General features: G+C 62.2%; 14 protein-coding genes and 1 pseudogene. 9 read left to right on the forward strand and 6 right to left on the reverse strand.

The annotated features are described in order from the left end of the window. Positions 1-21 precede the first annotated feature (21 nt). From MMB74_RS23110 to MMB74_RS23130, 5 genes and pseudogenes are all read left to right on the forward strand, one after another. Positions 22-537, forward strand: a complete 516-nt coding sequence (locus tag MMB74_RS23110; RefSeq protein ID WP_277430985.1) for a CreA family protein — start codon at positions 22-24, stop codon at positions 535-537. Positions 538-562: 25 nt separating this feature from the next. Next, the gene (locus MMB74_RS23115; protein ID WP_277430986.1) at positions 563-1,465 is read left to right on the forward strand and encodes an AraC family transcriptional regulator; all 903 of its coding nucleotides are present in this window, start codon (positions 563-565) and stop codon (positions 1,463-1,465) included. Between the two features lie 233 nt (positions 1,466-1,698). Continuing rightward, positions 1,699-2,382 (forward strand): annotated as a pseudogene (locus tag MMB74_RS23120) (AzlC family ABC transporter permease); the annotation flags it as partial. A gap of 134 nt (positions 2,383-2,516) precedes the next feature. Next, positions 2,517-2,840 (forward strand): AzlD domain-containing protein, encoded by a 324-nt coding sequence (locus MMB74_RS23125; protein WP_277430987.1) that lies wholly within the window; start codon positions 2,517-2,519, stop codon positions 2,838-2,840. A 265-nt stretch (positions 2,841-3,105) separates the two neighbouring features. Next, positions 3,106-3,879 (forward strand): DUF4088 family protein, encoded by a 774-nt coding sequence (locus MMB74_RS23130; RefSeq protein ID WP_277430988.1) that lies wholly within the window; start codon positions 3,106-3,108, stop codon positions 3,877-3,879. A 47-nt stretch (positions 3,880-3,926) separates the two neighbouring features. Here the strand turns inward: MMB74_RS23130 and MMB74_RS23135 are convergent, their stop codons facing one another. After that, entirely contained in the window at positions 3,927-6,059 is a 2,133-nt protein-coding gene (locus tag MMB74_RS23135) for an ATP-dependent helicase (protein WP_277430989.1), read from the reverse strand. Positions 6,060-6,270: 211 nt separating this feature from the next. Here MMB74_RS23135 and MMB74_RS23140 point away from each other — a divergent pair, with 211 nt between their 5' ends. Beyond that, entirely contained in the window at positions 6,271-6,492 is a 222-nt protein-coding gene (locus MMB74_RS23140) for an RNA-binding S4 domain-containing protein (protein WP_277430990.1), read from the forward strand. 176 nt (positions 6,493-6,668) lie between these two features. Beyond that, positions 6,669-8,057 (forward strand): MATE family efflux transporter, encoded by a 1,389-nt coding sequence (locus tag MMB74_RS23145; RefSeq protein WP_277430991.1) that lies wholly within the window; start codon positions 6,669-6,671, stop codon positions 8,055-8,057. 206 nt (positions 8,058-8,263) lie between these two features. On the opposite strand, the gene MMB74_RS23150 is transcribed toward MMB74_RS23145, so the two are convergent. Continuing rightward, positions 8,264-9,220: a hypothetical protein gene (locus tag MMB74_RS23150; protein WP_277430992.1), complete on the reverse strand. Its 957-nt coding sequence runs from the start codon at positions 9,218-9,220 to the stop codon at positions 8,264-8,266. Continuing rightward, positions 9,217-12,087: a hypothetical protein gene (locus MMB74_RS23155; RefSeq protein WP_277430993.1), complete on the reverse strand. Its 2,871-nt coding sequence runs from the start codon at positions 12,085-12,087 to the stop codon at positions 9,217-9,219. The genes MMB74_RS23150 and MMB74_RS23155 overlap by 4 nt, the downstream gene beginning before the upstream one ends. Positions 12,088-12,898: 811 nt before the next feature. Between MMB74_RS23155 and MMB74_RS23160 the strand changes: the two genes are divergently transcribed. After that, positions 12,899-14,485: a phospholipase D family protein gene (locus tag MMB74_RS23160; RefSeq protein ID WP_277431035.1), complete on the forward strand. Its 1,587-nt coding sequence runs from the start codon at positions 12,899-12,901 to the stop codon at positions 14,483-14,485. Between the two features lie 91 nt (positions 14,486-14,576). After that, positions 14,577-15,965 (forward strand): class II fumarate hydratase, encoded by a 1,389-nt coding sequence (fumC, locus tag MMB74_RS23165; protein WP_277430994.1) that lies wholly within the window; start codon positions 14,577-14,579, stop codon positions 15,963-15,965. Positions 15,966-16,274: 309 nt separating this feature from the next. On the opposite strand, the gene MMB74_RS23170 is transcribed toward fumC, so the two are convergent. From MMB74_RS23170 to MMB74_RS23180, 3 genes are all read right to left on the reverse strand, one after another. Next, positions 16,275-17,015 carry a putative type VI secretion system effector gene (locus MMB74_RS23170; RefSeq protein ID WP_277430995.1) on the reverse strand — a complete coding sequence of 247 codons (741 nt, stop codon included), beginning with the start codon at positions 17,013-17,015 and terminating at the stop codon, positions 16,275-16,277. Then, positions 17,005-17,139, reverse strand: a complete 135-nt coding sequence (locus MMB74_RS23175) for a hypothetical protein (RefSeq protein WP_277430996.1) — start codon at positions 17,137-17,139, stop codon at positions 17,005-17,007. Before MMB74_RS23175 ends, MMB74_RS23170 begins: the two co-directional genes overlap by 11 nt. A 199-nt stretch (positions 17,140-17,338) precedes the next feature. Continuing rightward, a complete protein-coding gene (locus tag MMB74_RS23180; protein ID WP_277430997.1) occupies positions 17,339-18,073 on the reverse strand; it encodes a putative type VI secretion system effector in 735 nt (244 codons plus the stop codon). Between the last annotated feature and the right edge of the window lie 458 nt (positions 18,074-18,531).

Consider the following 18,531-nt stretch of genomic DNA (forward strand, 5'->3'; position numbering starts at 1 on the left):
CCGCAGGATCTTCACTTCGCCATGAGCCGCTTCGCCCCTTCGCCGTTGCCGACGCCGTTGCCGACGCCGTCGCTGATCGTCGCGCTGGCCTGCGCTGCGCTGGCCAGCGCCGCCACGCCTGCTCGTGCCCAGGAAATCGGCAGCGTCAACACGAATTTCCACGTCACGGGTTCCGACCGCGTGGTAGTCGAGGCCTATGACGATCCGGCCGTGGCCGGCGTGACCTGCTACGTCTCGCGCGCCCGCACGGGGGGAATCAAGGGCACGCTCGGCCTCGCCGAAGATCCGACCGAAGCCTCGATCGCCTGCCGGCAAGTCGGCCCGATCAAGTTCGCCGAGCCGCTGAAGCGGCAGGCCGATGTCTTCACCGAGCGCATGTCGCTGATCTTCAAAACACTGCATGTAGTGCGCATCGTCGACCAAAAACGCAATGCGCTCGTCTATCTGACCTACAGCGACCGCGTCGTCTCGGGCAGTGCCAAGAACAGCGTCAGCGCCGTCGCGTTGCCCGAAGGCACCACGATCCCGCTGCGCTGACGCGCCGGCGCACCGTTTCGCGATCATGTCGATGCCGCCCCTCGATCCGCCCCGCTTCCGCGACTGCGCGCGTTATTGGCGCTCGCCGTTGCTGCCCGGCGCCGACATGCTCACGGCCGAGTACCGCGAGCACGAGTTCTCGCCCCATTGGCACGAAGCCTATGCGGTGCCCGTGATCGAAGCGGGCGCAGAGATGTACGCTTACCAAGGCGCTCGGCACGTGGCCGAAGCGGGAACCGTCCCCGTGATCAATCCGGGCGAGGTTCACACGGGCTCGCGCGCAATGGAAGTGGGCTGGCGCTACCGCGTCTTTTACGTCCCCGTCGACTTCATGCAGCAGTTGGCCGGCGAAATCGCCTCGGCGCCGCAGCCCATGCCCTGGTTCCCGGTGGATGTCATCCGCGATCCCGATCTCGCCATCCGCGTCGCTCGCGCTCACCGGCTGCTCGAAGGGCACGTCGATGGATCCCCGCGCGACGGATCGGACGAAAGCGCCGCGGACGGCGACCCGCTCGCGGCCGAGATGGCGCTCATCGACGCCTTCTCGGCGCTGATCGCGCGGCACGCGCTCAGCCATCCGGACGCATCCCGCCCGAAAGCCGATCCGCCGCGGGTCGCATTGATGAAAGCGCGCCTCGCCGCCGATTTGATCGAACCGCTGAGCCTGACCGAGCTTGCCGCGGAGGTCGGCCTCTCGGCGTTCCACGCCGCGCGCCTATTCACGCAGGCGGCGCGCATGCCGCCTCACGCGTGGCGCAACCAATTGCGGCTGCAGCGCGCGCTGGCCCGCCTGCGCGAAGGCGCGCCAGTCGCCGATGTCGCCGCGGCCTGCGGCTTCACCGATCAAAGCCATTTCACGCGTCACTTCCGGCGCATGTTCGGCGTACCGCCGGGCCGCTGGCAGACCGGCGAGCGCGGCGCGCGCTGACCGGCGCACGGCGCTTGCTGCAGAGGACGCACGCGTCGCGGGGCCGTGCGTGGAACCACCGCCCGATGCGTGCACGGCTGCCGCTCATTCCGCCTGGCCGGGCGGCGCGGGCATCCAAGCGGCCCGAGCTTTCACGTTGCCGCTCCGCGCGATGGGCAAATAGGCGAAGCAAGAACGTACAAGCGCCGCGCATCGCGCGGCCGCTATCCTGCGACTAGCAGGAGGATTTCCCTTTGAAACAGCGCACCCCTTTCAACGAATTCATCGACGGCGCCCGCGACACGATCCCCATGATGGTCGGCGCCGCGCCCTTCGGCGTGATCTTCGGCACGCTCGTGACGGCCGGGCCGCTGCACCCGTGGCACGGGCAATTGATGTCGCTCGCCGTTTTCGCCGGCTCGTCGCAGTTCATCGCGCTCGGCCTCATCGCCTCGCATGCCGGCTTTGCGGTGGTCTGGGCGACGACGCTAATCGTCAACGTGCGCCACGTCCTCTACAGCGCGACGTTGGCGCCCTACGTCGCCCGCCTGCCCTTGCGCTGGCGGCTCGCGCTCGCCGCGCTGCTGACCGACGAGGTGTTCGCCGTGGCCTATGCCCACTACCGCCACGCGCCTCCGGGAAACATCGGTCCCCACTACTTCCTGGGGTCCGGCGTCGCCATGTACGTGAACTGGCAGATCTGGACGTTGGCTGGCCTGCTGTTCGGCGCAGCCTTCCCAAGCCTGCAGTCACTCGGTCTCGATTTCGCGATGGTGGCGACTTTCATCGCGATCGTGGTGCCGCAACTCGTTTCGCTCCGCTACGTCGCATCGGCTGCGACTGCAGGCATCGTCGCACTGGCGTGCGCCGGCTTGCCGTACAAGCTCGGCTTGCTGGCGGCGGTGGCGGCCGGCGTCGCCGTCGGCGTGGTCCTGTCGCGGCCTTGGACAACGCGCGGCGGCAAGTTGCAACGAGCCGGGGAGAGCGAGCCGGCCAAAAACGGCGCACAAGCGCAGCGAACGAGCAGCGTTGCGGCTACCGACAGCGTCGAGCGTCGCGCGGAGGTCGCGCGATGAACTATGTTCTGCTGATCTTCGGCATGGCCGTCGTTACGTTCCTCATCCGCTCGACGGTCTTCATGCTCGGCGAGCGCATAGCGTTTGCGCCGCTCGTGCGCACGGCGCTGGGCTTCGTGCCCGTGACCGTGCTCACGGCCATCATCGTGCCGATGGCGGTCACGCCCCATGGCGGTGCGCTCGAACTCACCTGGCGCAACCCTCAGCTCATCGGGGCGTTGGCCGCCTGCGCCGTGTCCGCGCTGACACGCCGGCCGCTTCTGACCATCGCGGTCGGCTTGGCGGTCTTCTTCCTGTGGCAGGGCTTGATCGTTCGCTAATTGCCCAATCGTCTAACGACTTCGTCCAAATACCCTCAAGTTCCGCGTCCATTCGCCGTTATTCAGTCGAAGCGCGTTTTTTGGCCGCGCGGCGCGGGACGCGCCGGCGCCTGTCGTCGGTAGCGGCCCAAATCACGCATGCGAAAACCGTAAAGCCGATTTCGCGCCGGGTGGCCGCTTGCACGCCAAACCGGCCGGGCCGGCGGCGGCTCGCGCGGATGCCGCTGCTGCACGCGGCCGGCCGGACGAGCGATCAGGACAAGCCATGGGTCAAATCACCCTTTCTCTTCGAGACGAGACGATCTCTTCGCTGCACAAGGACTTCGAGGCCTTCGTGCGCGTGTCGCTCAAGCTCGACCCACAGTTCGCGACGCCCTCGTTCGAAGACTTCCTGCGCGCCAAGCTGCTCGACAACATGGTGCCGTTGACCGAACACGCCGTGCAGCGGATGTTGCAGGGAGGTCAGTACGCGTGGGCCAAGCGCACGCTCGAAAAGGAATTTCCGGACGTCGTCGCCATCCTCATGCGCCAAGCCGAGGAATTCGGCTTCAGCTTCGCCGTGCGCTCGGAGTGGACGCCGGACGAGCTCGCCAAAGCGGCGAGAGACTGGGCGTCGGCCATCGTCAAGGAAGCCGGCGGCGAGGCAGAATTGGTCGATCCGCTCGCCGCACAGATCAAGTCGACGGCGCGCGACATTCAATCGCTCGAAGAGAAAATGCAGACGCCGGCTTGGCGGCTGGCCGAATCGCTGCGTCAGCGCGTGTACGAGGCGAAGATTGCCTGCGAGACGAGCATCGGCAGCACGGCGCGGGAAAAACTCGGCGAACTACGCGGCCTGCTCAGGCTCGGCCTTGCGCACGGTTCGTTCCAAAAGCAGGAAGCGCAGCAGATCATGGAGTACATGCGTTTGCTCAAGCCCGAGATTTTCGTCGAAGAGCCGTACGATATCTTCACGCGCATGGCAGCCTGGATGCGCAACTTCTTCATGCCGCCCGCCCGGCCCGCTCAGCCTCGCGTCGAGCCGCGCCGGCCGCGCTAGAGCCACTACACAGCCACCACAGCCCCCAGGGCCGCCCGAGCCCGAAGTCAGTCCCACATCGCCTTCAGTTGCGCGGCAATGTCGACGCGCGCCTTCGCAGCGGCCGCGAGCCCAGTCGCGGTCGGCGGCGCTGCGGGCGCGACCCGCGGCCATGCGTGCACGTCGAACAGCGGAAGCAGCGACGCGGGAATGAACCGCGTGCGCGAGGCCCAGACGTGCCGATCCCCCTGCGCGCTTTGGTTGTGGACGTAAAACCGCTGGGGCACAACGATATGCAGATCTTCCTTCGCTCTGGTCATCGCCACGTAAAGCAAGCGGCGCTCTTCGTCGATTTCCTCTTGGCTTCCCGTACCTAAGTCGGACGGAATGCAGCCGTCGACGCCGTTCAGCACGAACACGTTGCGCCATTCTTGGCCCTTGGCCGAATGGATCGTCGAGAGGATCAGGTAATCCTCGTCCACGAGCGGCACACCGGCCTCGCCGCTCGTCGCATCGGGCGGATCGAGCGTCAACTCGGTCAAGAAACGCTCGCGCGAAGAAAAGGTCGCGGCCAGGCTCTCCATCTGCAGGATATCGGCGTGGCGCATGGCGGCGTCATCGTGATTGCGCTCGAGATGCGGCTCGTACCACCGCCGCACTTGCTCGAATTCGGCCGGCCAGGGCGTGCGCAACGCGCCGATCTCTCCCATCAGCAGCGCGAAGTCCGGCCATTCGGCGTGGGCGCGCGCCGGCGGATCGTAGGCGAGCAACGGGGCCGGCAGTTCGCCCGCCGCAGCCACGGCGTCGAGCACACGGGCGGCCGTCGCCGGCCCCACGCCAGGCATGAGTTGCAGAACGCGAAAGCCGGCCACCCGGTCGCGCGGGTTTTGCGCCCAGCGCAGCACCGCGAGCACATCCTTCACGTGCACCGAATCGAGAAAACGCAGCCCGCCGAACTTGACGAACGGAATGTTGCGCCGAGCGAGCTCGATCTCCAGTGCAGCGCTATGGTGCGCGGCCCGAAACAGAACCGCCTGAGCCTTGAGCTTCATCCCCGCTTCGCGCGCCTCCAGCACCGCTTCCACGACGTAGCGCGCCTGCTCGATCTCCCCCGCCACCGATACGAGCCGCGGCCGCTGCGCGCCGGGTTTATCGGTCCATAAGTCCTTCGTGAAGCGCTCTGCAGCCAAACCGATCACGGCGTTCGAGGCCGCCAAGATCGGCGCAGTGGAGCGGTAATTGCGCTCCAACGTCACGCGCTCGGCATTCGGCTCGAATTGGAACGGGAAATCGAGAATGTTACGCACGGTTGCGCCGCGAAACGAGTAAATCGATTGGGCGTCGTCGCCCACAACGGTAAGCCCGCGCCCCTCGGGCTTCATCGCGAATAGGATCGCGGCCTGCAAGCGGTTCGTGTCTTGGTATTCGTCGACGAGCACGTGATCGAAGCGCTGCCCGAGGTCCGAGGCGATCGCCGGCTCCGACGCCATGCGCGACCAATACAGCAGCAAATCGTCGTAATCGAGAATGTTCTGCGTTTGTTTCGCGGCGACGTAAGCGGCAAAGAGCGCGCGCAGATCGCGCTCCCATTCGCGGCACCACGGAAACGCGTGTTCCAGCACCTGCGCGAGCGTGGCGCCTGTATTGACGACACGCGAATAAATGGCGAGACACGTGCCCTTCACGGGGAAGCGCCGTTCCTTCGCCGACAGCCCGAGTTCGTGCCGCACGACATTGAGCAAATCCGCGCAGTCTTCCCGATCGTTGATCGTGAAAACGGGAGAGAGCCCGATCGCTTCTGCGTATTCGCGCAGCAGTCTCGCCCCGACGCTGTGAAAGGTCCCGCTCCATGTCAGGGCCTGCGCCAAGTCGGCGCGCGTGCCGAGCGCTTGCGCGGCGATGCGCGTCGCGCGCCGGGTCATGTCTTGCGCCGCGCGGCGCGAGAACGTGAGCAGCAACAGCCGCCTCGGATCGGCGCCCTTGACGAGCAGATGCGCGACCCGGTGCGCGAGCGTATTGGTCTTGCCCGAGCCCGCGCCGGCGATCACGAGCAGCGGGCCGCCGGGACTCGCACGCTCGCCCACGCCGTACTCGACCGCCGCGCGCTGGGCGTCGTTGAGCTTGTCGAGATAAGGCGCGTGCGCTTGGGACGAACCGGATAGGACGGCGGTAGATATCGAGGACACGGCGCGATCATGCATCGTCAAAACCACTAGGCAGTGCGGTGAGCGCCGCAATATCTCAAAAGCGACGGCGGCGGCCATGCGTACTGTATAGGCATACATATGTGCCGTGCAAGTCCTGAACAAAGGGCGGCATCGACGAAATACGCGGCTTTCGCTTCGCTCCCGGCCGCCCAGTGACTTATGATGCCTGCCCTAGTCGCTCATTTGCCGCACGCCGGCTATCACCATGGCCAATCTCAATTTCACGCTCACAGGCGATCACGTCGAACTGCACAATCTGCTCAAGCTCATGGGCCTGGCGGACAGCGGCGGCGCGGCGAAGGTGCTCGTCGCTTCTGGCGAAGTCACCGTCGACGGCCGCGTCGAGTTGCGAAAGACCTGCAAGATTCGCGCGGGCCAAGTCGTCATGCTCGGCGATACGCGCATCGCTGTTCACGAGCCCGGCTGAAACTCGGCCGGTTCCGCCAAGCGCACCGAAGCGTTGCCGCCGGTGCGTGAGAAATCCACGAACTTGCGTCATCGACAGCCGCGCGCGGAAGCAATAAGCTCTTTCTTTCCGACGAAAACAACATGGGCCGCGCGCATTGTGCGCCGACACGCCCGCTGCGCCTCGATCGCCTCGCCATGTCCGAATCTGCCGTTTCCGGGGCCGCCGCCAAGTCGCCCCCGCCGCCGCTGTCGCGCCACGCCGCCGACACCGCACGCCTCGCTGCGCCGCTTGCCATCGCACAACTGTCGCAGATGGCGATGGGCGTCACCGACACGATCCTGCTCGGCTCGCTGAGCGCCGACGCGCTCGCCGCCGGCGGCCTCGGCGCAGGCATGTTCTTCGTCATCGTCACGCTGCTGCAAGGCGTGCTCAGTTCCGTGAGCGTGACCGTGGCCAATGCGCGCGGGGCCCAAGCCGAGCATCGCGTGCCGCATATTTATTGGACGGGGCTCGCCCTATCGGTGCTGCTCGCCGTGCCGGCGTTCCTGCTCCTGTCGTACACCGAGCCTATCTTGCTCGCCTTCGGCGAGCCGCCTCGTCTGGCGCGCGACGTCGCGGCCTACACGGGCGTGCTGCGCTTCGCCTCGCTCGGCAGCTTGATCGGCATCGGCATGATGCGCGCGTTTTTGCCGGCCATAGGCGCGGCCAAGCGCTTGCTCGGGGTCTCGCTCGTCGGCGTCGTGTTCAACGGCCTGCTCAACTACGGGCTCATCCACGGTGTCCACGGCCTGCCTAGGCTCGGCATGCTCGGCTCGGCTATGGCCACCACGATCACGATCTGGCTCACTACCATCACACTTGTCGCGCTGCTGCACGGGCGGCCGCGTTTCCGGCATTTCGTGACCGCGAAACGGCCGACGATGCCACTCATGGGCGAACTGTTCGCGATCGGCTGGCCCGTCGCGATCACCTACGGCGTCGAATCGATGTTGTTTCTCTGCACGGGCCTGTTCATCGGTTTGATCGGAGAAAAGCCGCTCGCCGCGCATCAAGTGGCGATGAGCGTGAGCTCCGTCACTTTCATGGTGCCGCTCGCGATCGGGCAGGCCGCCAACGTGCGCGTCGGCTATTGGATGGGCGCAGGCGATCGCGTCGCCGCGCGTCATGCGGGTTTCGTCGCGCTCGCGCTCGGCGTCGTCTATATGTCGATGACCGGGTTGCTGTTCATCCTCGCGCCGCGCGCCATCATCGGCCTCTACCTGCGCTTGGACGATCCCGCCAATGCACAAACGATCTCGATCGCGGCCTCGTTGCTCGGCGTCGCAGCCGTTTTCCAAATCGTCGATGGCATGCAGACGATCGGCTCGGGCTGCCTGCGCGGTCTCAAAGACACGCGCATCCCGATGCTGGCGGCTGCCTTCGGCTATTGGGGCGTCGGCTTTCCCACGGGCTATGTGCTTGCTTTTCATGCCGGGCTCGGCCCGCGCGGGCTATGGTGGGGATTGGCGGCGGGCTTGGCCAGCGTCGCCGTGTTGATGACGCTGCGCTTCGAGCGCCGAACACGCCACCGGCCTGGTCCGTAGCAGACCGGTGTAGCATCCGATCGCAGCGTGGCAATGGCTTGATTCAACGACGTGCTGCGTTGAATTCGGGTATGTCAGTTTGATGCTGGAATTTTTCCGCTCGGACAGCGTCGACGTCATTTCCTCGCGGACTTCCTAGTTGAGTCGGCGCCGACCGTTTGGAAAACCCATTTGTGTTCGAACGAACATGCATCGGAGCGGTCCACTTATTGAGTCGCGTCTCGTTGTTGTAGCCACGCTTCGATTGACGGTTTGCCTACCCTCTCGTAACGAATGTGAAGCCAACCACTATCGTCGTTGCCTATCACAACCACTTGATCACCTCTGATCAAATAGCCGCGGTGGCTACTACCAACAGAGGGCTCCGCATATAACCAGGCCCTTTCTGATTTTACGGTCAATATCTGCTGCTGATGCGGCTGCTCTGGATTCTGCGATGCGGTCCCGGCAGCGGGAATCGCTTGACGCGGCGGATGCGTAGCCGGCCCCAAAGCATTCTCAATTGCCGCGTAATAGCGCGCATTGTTCGCGGTCGGTGGATCGCATGCCTTAAGGTTGTCGATTCCATGGACAACGTCCAGATAGCCCTTTATTCCGCCAGCTTTCGAGCTGCTATATTGCGTCCAAATATCCTTTGCCGTCGGCCGCGGCAGCGTCGTCATGGGCTGCGCCTCGCCCGTGCCCACTACGTCGAGCCAGGCGCTTTGTTTTGCGTCCCACTTTCCGCCACAGACATCGCCGGTGTCATCTCGTGCAACGCAACCGGTCGCGGTATCCAAGATGGGACAGTACTGACGCCCCGTCACTGTTGGCTTGCCGTCACCGGCATCCAGCACACCACTTCTGACCAAGTCGATAACGACATATCGTCCGTCTGCCGACACGGCGTCGTCACGCGGGACAGAAAAAACGATGCCCCCATTGGCGCTAAGTGGGTCCTCCGAGAAGAGACGAACCGCTGCGCCATCGGGGCGAACAAAAACAAGCTGCGTCCAACCCTGGCCGAAGTTGTGTACCAGGTTCGCAGGTACGGGTACCGACATTACGAGCCGTGCATGATTGGAAAAGGCAACCATGGGCGGTTTCTCGCCGCACCATGCGGTGGGTGCGGCGAGCACTGCACAGGCAAATAAGCCGATCCGGGAAAATGTGCGAATGTTCATTGCAGGGCTGCTCTTAGTTGGTGATAGCGAGCGGGGGCGACTGAGACCCCATTCGTACTCGACATACGCCGCGTCGTGCCATAGTCGTCGGCCAAAGCGCGTTCGAGTTGGGGTCGCGCTGCTCCCCAATCATCGGGATTGCGTGGCGTATTGGGGTAGGCAGCAAACAAACGATCGAGTGATCTTTTTAAATCATCTGCCACATAGGCAGGCCGGTTGACGCTGTGGTCGAGAACCGTCGCTCGCCCAACGTCCCCCTGAAAATACTGCGAGATTGTGTAATCGTAGTGCGTTGGCTTGGCCGCAAGATATTTCCGTAGGCGGTCGACAAAGTCCTTGATCTGAAGCTTTTGATACCTCAGATCCGATACCGCGTGCGCAAGCGCTGCGATAGCAGGATTGGGAAGGTATTGGTGGTTGGTATGCTCGTCACAACCCTGCCGAATTATGACGCTCAGTGCATGGCCTGTTGTGGCCTGGCCGCCAGTGATCTCCGGATGACTGAAAGAGAGGCGTGCGTTGTCCCCCGTGCCCTGCACCGTCCATCCACATCGCGCAAATAGCTCTTGATATGCAGATTCATTCATAGCTCGAAAATCAGCGATCTGTCTGGGCAATTCGCCGCCGCCGTCTGTTGCACGCATTGTTTTTTGCATGGCGCCCGCAGTAACGACTTGATCATCGTAAGCCTGAACCGAATCGAGCTTACCCTCGTTCGGCGCCATCGCTGCGATAATGCGTCGCTCGCTCGCCGTCAATTCGCCGCTACTCAGCATCGTTTGAAATGCGGGTGCGGTAGCCAGCGTCATGGTACCGCCGTGGCAGGGGCCATAGTGCCCGTTCCAACGCACAACCTGAATTTTGTTATTCAGACAGCAACCACATGCACATGCGCCTGGACTGAGGAAATTTCCTACGAGTCCGATGGGATGTATATGGTAGACATTGGCACTTGACGGCCATCCCGTCACACCGCTGATACTAGACCAATATCGCAGGGTTTCAATCCGCGACTTTTCAGACTGCCATACTGGCAGACCTGCATGCATATGCGGATCGAGCGCATTCCATTTACTCATCTCGCCGCCCCACTCGCTTTCGTAGGCTACGATCAAATGATCGATACGATCCGCGAGCCACGGTTTGCGAAGCGCCGTGCGCAATTCGCGCGCGGTGATTTTGCCGTCGCGCTGTTCCTGACTGTCAATCGCGTCTTCCAGCTTGCGAATGGCCTCATCCGAGCGCGCGCTATTGAACGAATCCTCGAACCGCGCAACCTCATCTGGTGTGCCACTATCAGCAAGGAACAGCGCGCGCTGGAACATATCGGAAACCGTCGTATCGAGCTTCACAATATCAAACCCCGGCCAATCCCACGGACTCTTTAGCTCGACGAGCGGGTGACCATGGTCGCAGACCCAGCCATTGACCTGCGCATTTTCCTCGTCGGCGGTACTCACCGCATACCAAGTCTTGCCCTCTGCTTCGACGCAATGCTGCGCCGAAGCGGTATTGACCACACGCACCCACGCGGCGGCTGCACCTGCTGCCGCTTGGACTCTCAGTGGAAACTGGCTCCATGCCGGGCGCACATCGCTGCCGTTCGGTTCTGAGCGCGCAACCCAGAGCGCCTGATTGCTGACCGATTGCCCGTTAGCGTTTAGTACCACCACCTTTCGCCACGGCCCGCTGTCCGGCGAATCTGGGGCGTCCTTGATGGTCGTTCCGTGGGGAATCGATGCATCGGGGAGCGAGGGCTGCACCAGCTTTGCGCCCTTCGAAATCAACAAGAGGTTGCGCGATCTCGGATCGAGTTGCTGCGCTCGTGCGCGGCTGCGCGTGATAAACGCATGGATATCCTCTCCCGTAAAAACTTCGATATGGAGCAGCGGACGTTCACCTTGCATGGGCGGCAACGTATGATGCGCTCTCGCCTCTGTAAACCGCTGATATTCACCGATATGGGCGACAATCTCGCCCGCCGCGATCTTATGAGGCTTTGGTAGGATATAGATGCTGTCCACGGCCGAAGGTTGAACATCCCTGTCCAATTGTCCAAGGAATACCCAGCCGGTCGCAGCGGCCGCAGGTACTGCAGAAACTTCCTGATAGGACTGCACCGCTCCTAATACAAAGCTTTCAATTCTCCCCCACGCTCCATGCTTTTGTCCGATCTTGATCTTCGTGCCGCGCGCGATCCATCCCAATATCGCGGCGTGCGAGGAATAAGATGCACGCACGCGCAAGCCCAGCACCGTTTTGTCGAAATGCCCTTCGGCCGCCATTCGCGGATCTAGCGCTTTCGAGCCGACGGTATATATCTCGCTCGCTCCGTAGTATGCCGGCAATGTGCTCGCTGGGCCGTGCGGCCCGTAACCGTTCAGCGGTAACGTGTGCATGTACAGACTAAAAAACGTCAGCACCTCCTCGGCGGGCGCAGAGGGCGTTGGTAAAACCGGTGCATTCGGGCCGTTACTACTGCTGCCGCCATTGCCATTGGCGGGGTGTTGACGAACCTGGGGGAGAACTAGCCGGTGGCGCACCAGCGTAAATCCACTCGAATAGCCAGCCCTGCTGGTATCCGGATAAGTCACTTGTTGAAGCCTTGCGTTCAGCCGAAACGCAACGACCTCGCCATCGGCGACGCATTTAACGCCCCCATCTTGCTCGAACCTTCCGGCCGTCTGAGCGTCAAAATGCACACCGCCGTGCCACAAACCGTTCGCCCCGAGCGGATAGAAGCCGTCCTCGGCAGTGGCTAGTGCCGCTAGATAATCCTCCACCGCAACCGTGGTATTGGTGGTCTTCAACGCGAAGGGATAGGCCCATCCCTCGACTCTTGATAGTTGTTCTTGTTGCTGTGCCACGCAATATCCTTTTTAATTCACAGTTTCCGAAATAAATTGGGAGTGACTGGTGTTCATTCTCACGGATCACCGCGCTGCGTTGCCTGCCATCACATCTGACAGGAATTTGTAGGGAGCAGAGTGGGCGCTGCGGCTCTTCCAGCGCGGCCAGAACCCGACGTTCGCGATCTTGAAACTCCGTGCATTATTATCTCTCGGCGGCGTGTTTCTTTGACCATACTAGATTCGCATACATTTCTGTTTACCGGCAGGCGGCACTTCAGCCTAAAGTTTTCAGACTTCATCGATGCCTGTGCAGCCGTCCGCTCAAAGCGGTGACGTATTCTACATAAATCCGACGGAAAATTCGGCATCGGACCGCCGTTCGCAGCGTCATAAAGTGGCTCGTCTATGCGATGTGATTTCCATAACACGAGGGATAACCAAAGCATCCTTTATTGGTTGGACGGGACTCGCAACGGGCCCACGAAAACCATCGACTCTTCTGACAGGGTGTTCGGCTCGCCCCCACGGCGGGCCTCTTCTTGCCCTTTTTTGCCTCTCGCGCATCGGACGAGCCCCAGCGCTTGTCCGTGTGCACGCGCAGCGGGTAATCCGCGTCGGCTTCCAATAAAATGCCCGTATTGGTGCCGGTACATGCGTCCGCTGGCGCGGTCCGCCCCCCAGAGAGGATGAGTCCGACGTGTTCTATGAGCCATGGCTGAGACTTCGGGCCGCATCGCGTCATTCGCTGCGCCGCTCGTTCGCCAGCTCGCCTTCCGCGAGCCCGCGATCGTCCTCGCGCACAGCGGCCTTCGACGTAGCGCGCTGGGTGGCGCTCGTCCTAACTGCGTGCCTCGCCGCCTGCACCACCCTGCCGCCCGCCACGTCCCTCGAGCGCCCGGCGTCGCACGCGCTCGAACATCCCGACGCCACCCCGCTCGGGCAGGCGCTCGCCCCGCTAGTCGCCGCGCATGGCGGCCAATCGGGCTTTCGTCTGCTCACCGATGGCACCGACGCGCTGCAAATGCGGATTGCACTAGCGCGCGCGGCCACCAAGACCCTCGATCTGCAGTACTACATCGCCGCGGAAGACACCACAGGCCGATTGCTGCTCGCGGCAGCGCTGTACGCCGCCGATCGCGGCGTGCGAGTGCGCATGCTCGTCGACGATCTGAACTTCAACGACGTCAAACGGCTGATGGCGGCGCTCTCGACGCACCCGAAAATCGAAGTGCGCGTCTTCAATCCATTCGGCAGCGCGCGCTCGAGCGTGTTCGCGCGCACGGAGACGTTCGTTACCCGGCTCGATCGCTTCACTCACCGCATGCACAACAAAGCGATGATCGCCGATGGCGAGGTGGCGATCGTCGGCGGGCGCAATCTTGGCGACGAATACTTCAGCGCAAGCCCCAAACTGCAGTTCCGCGATTTGGACGTGGTCGCCGCCGGCCCGATCGTCGAGGCGGTATCCAAGAGCTTCGATGCGTTCTGGAATAGCGCCGGCGCGTATCCGCTCAGCGCGGTCGACAAGCACCACTTCGCCGAGACCGACCTGCATGCGGCCCGCGAAGCGCTCCGGGCGCATTGGCGCAGCCAAGCAGAGGCCGTCGGCGCAAAGCCGCTGCGCGATGCTCCGCTCACGGAGCAAATCGGGCACGGGCAAATGAACCTCGTGTGGGCGCACGCGACCTTCAGCGTCGATTCGCCGAGCAAAGTCACCGCCCCCGACGACGGCTACCGAAGCCCGCCCATGCACCGGCTGGCCGAGTTGCTGCGTGACGCGCAACACGAAGTGCTGCTGCTTTCGCCTTACTTCGTGCCCCACGAGGCAGGCGTCAAGCTGCTCGCGGACCTCACGCATCGGGGCGTGCGCGTGGCCGTCGTAACGAATTCCATGGCGTCGACCGACGCCGTCGCCGTCCAAGCCGGCTACAGTCCTTATCGCATCCCGCTGCTGAAGAACGGTGTCGAACTTTACGAATATCAGCCGCTGCAGCGGCAGAACTCACGCTTCTTCACCGGCTCGCAGTCTCGCGCCAGTTTGCACGCGAAGGCCTACGTCATCGATCGCCGCACGCTCGTGATCGGCTCGCTGAACTTGGATCCGCGCTCCGCGCATCTGAACAGCGAACTCGCGCTGTTCATCGACAGTCCGGTCCTTGCGGATGCCGTCGCCAAGTTGATCGTTCAGTCGATGTCACCCAGTGTCAGCTATCACGTGCGGCTCGCCACGCCAAGCGAAGAGGCGCAGTTGCGCGCGCTGGGCGCGCCCGTCTCGGGCCTCATCTGGACTGGCGAAGCGCCCGGCGCCGCTGGTCCATATTTGCGCACGTGGTCGCTCGATCCCGACGCCGGTTTCGTACGGAATTTGCTCACCGGTCTATTCTTGTTCCTGCCCATCGATTCGCAACTGTAGCGGCTCCGCCGTAGGCGCTGCGCGTGGCCGCGGCGCTAAGAGGCAAGCCAACTCTTCAACCATGTCATTCCCGCACCGGAGTCCAAGCACCATGACCGAAGACCATCGCATCGAGCGCGACACATTCGGCGAAATCGCCGTGCCGGCCGCGCGCTTGTGGGGCGCTCAAACGCAACGCTCGTTGCAGAACTTCAAGATTTCGACGGAAAAACAATCGCCCGAACTCGTCACCGCGCTGGCGCTCGTGAAGCGCGCGGCGGCCGAAGTCAACCTCGAACTCGGCGTGCTGCCCGAGGACAAAGCGCGCGCGATCATGCAGGCGGCCGACGAGATCATCGACGGTCTACACGCCGGAGAATTTCCGCTTGCTGTCTGGCAGACGGGATCGGGCACACAAACGAACATGAATCTGAACGAGGTCATCGCCAACCGTGCGAGCGAGCTGCTCGGCGGCGAGCGCGGCGAAGCGCGCAAGGTTCACCCGAACGACGACGTCAATCGCGGCCAGTCGTCGAACGATGTGTTTCCAACTGCGATGCATGTAGCCGCAGCGAGCGGCATCGTCAAGCATCTGCTGCCGGCGCTCGCAACATTGCGGGCGACGCTCGAAGCGAAATCTCGCGCATTTGCCGACATCGTCAAGATCGGCCGCACGCATCTGCAGGATGCGACGCCGCTCACGCTCGGGCAAGAATTCTCCGGTTACGCGGCGCAGTTGTCGCACGGCATCGCGCACATCGAATCGGCGCTGCCACATTTGTACGAACTCGCGCAAGGCGGCACGGCGGTTGGCACCGGCTTGAACGCGCATCCGCAGTTCGCAGAGCGCGTCGCAGCGGCGATCGGCCGCTTGACGGGATTGCCGTTCATCACCGCGCCGAACAAATTCGAAGTGATGGCGGCGGCAGATGCGCTCGTTTTCGCGCATGGCGCGCTCAAGACGCTCGCGGCCAGCCTGATGAAAATCGCCAACGACGTACGCTGGCTCGCCAGCGGTCCGCGCTGCGGCTTGGGCGAAATCACGATCCCGGAAAACGAACCGGGCAGTTCGATCATGCCGGGCAAGGTCAACCCGACGCAGTCCGAAGCGGTGACGATGTTGTGTTGTCAGGTGTTCGGCAACGACGTCGCGATCAACTTGGGCGGCGCGAGCGGCAACTTCGAGCTGAACGTATTTCGCCCGATGATCGCGCACAACGTGCTGCAGTCGATTCGACTCCTAGCAGACGGCGCGCAAAGCTTCAACGACCATTGCGCGGTGGGCATCGAACCGAATCGCACGCGCATCGATACGTTGCTGAACGAATCGCTGATGCTGGTCACCGCGCTCAATCCGCATATTGGCTACGACAAGGCCGCGCAGATCGCGAAGAAGGCGCATAAGGAAGGCACCACGCTCAAAGCAGCCGCGCTCGCGCTCGGGTATCTGACCGAGGCGCAGTTCGACGAATGGGTCAAGCCGGAGCAGATGACGGGGTGAGGCGCCGGGTAGAGCCGGTGGCCGCTTTCGGCATGTCACGTCATGCCGAGCCGGTCCGGGGGAACGAGCGCCGGACCGATGAATGCTACCTTGCGCAGGGAAGAACGCGGGCCGTGCGGCTGCATTCGAAAATGCGGGCGGCGCCAGTGGCCTCGGACCTCATGGTGCCCACCATCGAGGGGCGCCGAATGAGCCTCCTCGGCATCGAAAACGGCTGACGCCCGTCCCGTTAGTGATAGGCGGCCTGGACCCACTTGCCGCGGGCTGATAGTTGGCTAGAATAATCCGGCGACCACTCATCGTTCTAGCTCAATAGCGAAAGAACAGAATACCAAGAGCCCCGGGGTCTCCCGGCTTCTTGCTCTTCCTGGTTATCGCCGGCAAGTCGATGTTTTGGACATCCGGCCAGCCGAAAACTCGAAAGATCCCCTCCGCGAGACGTACAAATCCCATAAAGCGCATTGACGCTCTAAAGGCAATGACGCCATAGGTCAGTGCCAGGGCGACACTTGCTGCTAGAGAAACAAGTAGAAACGGAATGGCCTCCGCCAGAGGTAGCGATTTGGCATACATGACTATCGCGCCCAATAAGAAGTTTGCAATCAGCAACGAGCCGACGATCTTCACAAACCACGAAAAGGACGCCTTGTAGTGCGCATAGCGTCCCCGACTACAATGCGGATGCAGTGCAACGATACGATCGCTGATCCGTCGAATCCCGTAGCCCATCCAAATGTCGCCTTCGGGCTCGGCCACGAGTTCAACGTCATCCCCTTCTCGGAACACCGATATCCACAACCAAGCCCTAATCGCTTTGCCGTCGAGTTCGAACTCGACAAGATCCGCCTCCTCGGCAGTGTCCATCGCCATGCTACCCAACCCCGACGCAATGCCGCCGAGCCCGGCCAAACCTGCGGCGATAGCCGTCTCACCCATGCTTGCGCGGTCACTAGCAGTGAAGAAAAAATCTCGGCGACACCGCCTCTTGCGCAGCTTCTGGATCCTGCCGCGCAATAGCTTTGCGTTACCCTGAATAGGTTCATCTTTCATTCTGTTCACCAAGAAACGCAAGGTTGAGCAGCATGACGACCGTTCCTGCAATGCCGATCAATGCCGTCCGACGCGGCGAGGTTCGCTTCGATGCGGCGCGCCAGGTCAACACATCGGCGATCACGGGTTGTTCTGATGACATTGAGACCCTCTCTTATTCTTTGAGTGTTATGACATGGCTCTGCAGCAGACAGGACGTAAATTCCATTCAAGGCGATATGACGCCTGTGGCGTTGCACACAGATGTATTCCAAGACGGGGCTTGCTCACGCCACATAACTGCGACGGGATGGACAAACCGACCGTTGGCTCATCGGTCCCGTTCAGTATCGGAAAAGCAAGATGCCAAGACCGCCGGGGTCTCCCGGCTTCCTGTCCTTTTTGGTCAGCGCGGGGAGATCGATATTTTTGACGTCGGGCCAACCGAACACCTGAAAGATGCCTTCGGCAAGGCGTACGAAACCGAAGAATCTCTTCGAGATTCGATACGCGATGGCACCGAATATCGAGGCAAGCCCTACACCACCCAACGCTGCAGCTTGCGCGAGCCCTGCCCAATTGTTCATTGACTGGAACCAAGCCAAAATTGCGATCAATACGTATAAAAAGGTGAGAAGCGCCGCTGTCAGCTTGAACCACCAGCGCGCGGCGGCGCGGTAGTGTGCCAATCGACCGCGGCTGCAATGTGGATGCAATGCGACGATCCGATCATGCGTACGGCGGATACCATATCCCACCCAGTTTCCGCCAGTGCGCTCAGCAACAACTTCCACGTCATCACCCTCGTCAAACACCGATACCCAAACCCACGCTTTGACCGGTACGCCGTCGATTTCAAACTCGATCAAATCCGCTTCCTCGGTCGTGTCCATCGCCATTGCACCCAGCCCGGCCGCCACGCCACCTAGTCCGGTCAAGCCTGCCGCTATAGCCGTCGCGCCCATTTTTGTCCGGTCCGACGACGTAAAAATAAAATCGCGACGGCAGCGCGTCTTGCGCAAATTGCCGATGCGGCCGCGCAACAACGTCGCACCACCCACTAAATCTTCCCTCGTCATTCCGCTTGCCCCTCTGCGTGAAGACCAACGCCCTTCAGCGCTCTCTCGAATTCTTCGTGCTCCTTGTCCGCTGACCACGGTGTGCGGTTCGCAGGCTTACGAAAGGCGCACTTCTCCAGCCATGATTGCACATCGTCGTCCTCCCAATACGCAATTAACAACTGAATCACCGTGATAGCGATCGCGACCTTCCAACCTGACAAAAATAAAACGTGTCGAGCGTAACTAGCCGCAGGTATTGCGCATAGCCGCTCTCGAAAATTCGACCAAGGTTTGGTGACATCGCACGACTCTTTTTGGGTTCGTTCTTCATGAGACGAAGTTCACCGTCTGAGGCTTGCACACCAAAAAGCGGTATTTGCCGTGCACCGGGGCTTAGTAGCGGCACAAGAAAACTGACGGCCATGTTTATAGCCGCCGGCACTCGTCACATTCCCGTGCCGGCTGAACTAGAAATG

It is taken from the genome of Trinickia sp. Y13 (assembly GCF_029522115.1).
In the GTDB taxonomy this organism is placed as follows: Bacteria; Pseudomonadota; Gammaproteobacteria; order Burkholderiales; family Burkholderiaceae; genus Trinickia.

Coding starts and splice junctions, on each gene's coding strand:
- MMB74_RS23110 (WP_277430985.1), top strand. CDS start 22: ATGAGCCGCTTCGCCCCTTCGCCGTTGCCGACGCCGTTGCCGACGCCG.
- MMB74_RS23115 (WP_277430986.1), top strand. CDS start 563: ATGTCGATGCCGCCCCTCGATCCGCCCCGCTTCCGCGACTGCGCGCGT.
- MMB74_RS23125 (WP_277430987.1), top strand. CDS start 2,517: ATGAACTATGTTCTGCTGATCTTCGGCATGGCCGTCGTTACGTTCCTC.
- MMB74_RS23130 (WP_277430988.1), top strand. CDS start 3,106: ATGGGTCAAATCACCCTTTCTCTTCGAGACGAGACGATCTCTTCGCTG.
- MMB74_RS23135 (WP_277430989.1), bottom strand. CDS start 6,059: ATGCATGATCGCGCCGTGTCCTCGATATCTACCGCCGTCCTATCCGGT.
- MMB74_RS23140 (WP_277430990.1), top strand. CDS start 6,271: ATGGCCAATCTCAATTTCACGCTCACAGGCGATCACGTCGAACTGCAC.
- MMB74_RS23145 (WP_277430991.1), top strand. CDS start 6,669: ATGTCCGAATCTGCCGTTTCCGGGGCCGCCGCCAAGTCGCCCCCGCCG.
- MMB74_RS23150 (WP_277430992.1), bottom strand. CDS start 9,220: ATGAACATTCGCACATTTTCCCGGATCGGCTTATTTGCCTGTGCAGTG.
- fumC (WP_277430994.1), top strand. CDS start 14,577: ATGACCGAAGACCATCGCATCGAGCGCGACACATTCGGCGAAATCGCC.
- MMB74_RS23170 (WP_277430995.1), bottom strand. CDS start 17,015: ATGAAAGATGAACCTATTCAGGGTAACGCAAAGCTATTGCGCGGCAGG.
- MMB74_RS23180 (WP_277430997.1), bottom strand. CDS start 18,073: ATGACGAGGGAAGATTTAGTGGGTGGTGCGACGTTGTTGCGCGGCCGC.